Consider the following 2814-nt stretch of genomic DNA (forward strand, 5'->3'; position numbering starts at 1 on the left):
TGGGTCTGAGGTGGAAAAGATGTCCAAGTCCAAATACAATGTGGTCAACCCAGATGATATCATTGAAAAATATGGGGCTGATACCCTTAGGTTGTACGAAATGTTCCTTGGTCCTTTAGAGCAATTCAAACCATGGAATACCAATGGAATCGATGGAGTATTCAAGTTTTTAAGAAAGCTTTGGAACTTATACCACACTCAATCCGGAGAGTTTCAGGTCTCTGATGCTGAACCAAGCAAAGAAGAATATAAGGCACTTCACAAGGCCATCAAAAAGATGGAAGAAGACATGTCAAGTTTCTCATTCAACACATCCGTTTCAAGTTTTATGATCTGCGTGAATGAATTAAGTGCTTTGAAATCTAACAAAAGGAAAATTTTGGAACCTTTGGCAATATTGGTTTCTCCCTATGCACCACATATTTCTGAGGAACTCTGGAGTCTTTTAGGTCATCAAACTTCAATTACTGAAGCCTCATTCCCTGTTTTTGATGAAAAATATTTAAAAGAAAGTGCTTTTGAATATCCAGTTATGATCAATGGAAAAATGCGGGCAAAAATCAAATTGGATCTTTCACTTTCAAAGGATGAAATAGAGAAAGCTGCATTAGCAGATGAAATAGTCCAAAAATGGCTGGACGGTAAAGCTCCAAAGAAAATGATTATTGTTCCTGGAAAGATTGTAAACGTAGTCATTTAAGATTTCTCACCATATTATTAAGGAGTAAGAAAACAAATCATTTGAATTCTTGCTCCTTTCCTGTTTTAAGGGCTATTTTGATTTTTTAAAAAAGCAAGAATGATCATTTACACCTATCCAGTACAAACTGCTTTTACTGACCGTGACTTGCAAATGATCAGTCCCGAATTAAAAATCAAGCCTTTAGAGTTTACCCAAAGCCCCTTCCAACTTCCATTCTACTTTGTTTTACAGTTTTTTCAGTTGTCATGGTATTTACCAAAAACGACTCAATACCTCTGTTTTTTTGGTGGTTATCATTCCGTATTGCCTGTTTGGTTTGGAAAGGTTTTTGGAAAGAAATGTATTATAGAGGCGGGAGGAACCGATTGCATCAATATGCCGGAAATCGGGTATGGGAATTTCAGAAAGAAATGGCTTCGAAAAGCTACTGTTTACAGTTTTAAAAATTGTAGCTTAATTCTCCCTGTTGCACAGGCTTTAGTTAAACAAGAATATAGATTCGATAAATCAATTTCCCCCAAGCAAGGCTTATTAAATTTAATCCAAGATCTCACAACACCTATTCAGGTAATCCCAAATGGCTTTGATCTTGATTTCTGGAAAAACCTGGAAATAAAACGACAACCATTATCCTTCATTTCTGTTGCAACAGGCACTTCAAATCCCTCACGTGCAAAAGTGAAGGGGTATGACTTGATCGAGAATTTAGCAGAAAATCATCCCGAGTGGAGCTTTACTTTGGTGGGAGACCCTGATTACCAATCAGCCAATCCAAATATCAATATCTTAGGAAAACACGCTCCATCTGATCTTTTGAAACTTTATAATTCTCATCAATTTTATTTGCAGCTTTCTACTTCTGAAGGCTTTCCAAATTCTCTTGGCGAAGCCATGGCATGCGGCTGTATTCCAATTGGCTCAGCAGTTGGAGCTATTCCTGAAATAATAAGAGATAAGAGACTGATCTTAATGCAAAAAGACATTCAAAGATTAAATGAGATTATAATATCTCTTTTGAATTTTGATTTAAAATCAATTCAAAAGACCTGCATTCAAATAATTCATCAAAATTATAACTTCTTCAAAAGAAAGCAGGATTTAATAGAAGTACTATCCAAGTAAAAAACTGTTTTCAATTTTCCATTCTACTTGAATCCCTTCTTGATTAAAGAAATTGTATTTTCTTAAAGGACATTTTTCTCATAAGTGATATTGATCACTGCATAAAAGTTTAAATAAACTGACCTTCCTTAAAACAAAAAAGGTCATGAAAAAGCTCATTGGATTTTTCCTCATACTGGTAAGTATTTCTTCATGTCAAGAAGATGAAAAACCTTTACAGATAGCCATTCTAAATGAAGGTGATCAAAAAACACTCCTTTATATGCGAGAGGAGGAAAAACTTGCTCATGATATTTATATAAATGCTTTTGATAAGTATGGCATTTTAGCTTTCCAAAATATCGCAAACAGTGAAACTAAACACATTCAGGCTGTTTTGAATATGATGAATCGGTATCAAGTCACTGATCCTTTAAATGGGAGTACCAAAATTGGAGAATTTACAATTCCTGAGATTAAAGAATTATACCTGCAATTACTAACAAAAGTAAATGAATCAAATAGCCAAGCACTTCTCGTAGGGCTATTAATAGAAGACTTGGATATTTATGATTTAGAAAATGCTATATCTGAAACTAATAACAATTCATTGATTTTACTCTATGAAAATCTAAAATGCGGGTCCATGAATCATTTGAGATCATTTGAAGATTTAGCGAGCCTATCAAACCTAACATATTCTCCAATATATATCTCCCAATCAGAATACGATAGTATTCTTGATAGCCCTAGAACTAGTTGCAATAATTAATATCATTTACATGCTATTCTCTATTTTAATTATGAATAATCTAGAAAAACCCAATTAATCGGATTCAATTTCCAAATGGAAACATCTCTAGAAAAATAAAGATTAATGCTATTGAAAAACCAGTTTGGTATGAAGAACACAATAAAGCAGGCAATTAAGAAAAAGCTCCTTGTGATTTTTATCACTGGAGCTAGTAATAATTTGAACTATACTTGAATATAATTTATAGAAGAAATAA

Annotated in this window: 3 protein-coding genes; all 3 read left to right on the top strand. The window is 33.6% G+C overall.

Translation table 11 applies throughout. The annotated features are described in order from the left end of the window. Nucleotides 1–700: class I tRNA ligase family protein (locus tag Q0L68_RS19120; RefSeq protein WP_296705848.1), on the top strand; the 700-nt coding region annotated here is incomplete at its 5' end. A gap of 99 nt (nucleotides 701–799) precedes the next feature. Further along, entirely contained in the window at nucleotides 800–1825 is a 1026-nt protein-coding gene (locus tag Q0L68_RS19125) for a glycosyltransferase family 4 protein (RefSeq protein WP_296705849.1), read from the top strand. A gap of 145 nt (nucleotides 1826–1970) precedes the next feature. Continuing rightward, nucleotides 1971–2576, top strand: coding sequence for a DUF2202 domain-containing protein (locus Q0L68_RS19130; protein ID WP_296705850.1), 606 nt, complete (start codon nucleotides 1971–1973; stop codon nucleotides 2574–2576). Nucleotides 2577–2814: the final 238 nt, after the last annotated feature.

Origin of the sequence: Algoriphagus sp., assembly GCF_024642405.1 — a bacterium.
In the GTDB taxonomy this organism is placed as follows: domain Bacteria; phylum Bacteroidota; class Bacteroidia; order Cytophagales; family Cyclobacteriaceae; genus Algoriphagus.

Excerpts from the sequence above, each read along its gene's own strand:
- Q0L68_RS19125 (WP_296705849.1), top strand. The coding sequence starts at position 800 with ATGATCATTTACACCTATCCAGTACAAACTGCTTTTACTGACCGTGAC.
- Q0L68_RS19130 (WP_296705850.1), top strand. The coding sequence starts at position 1,971 with ATGAAAAAGCTCATTGGATTTTTCCTCATACTGGTAAGTATTTCTTCA.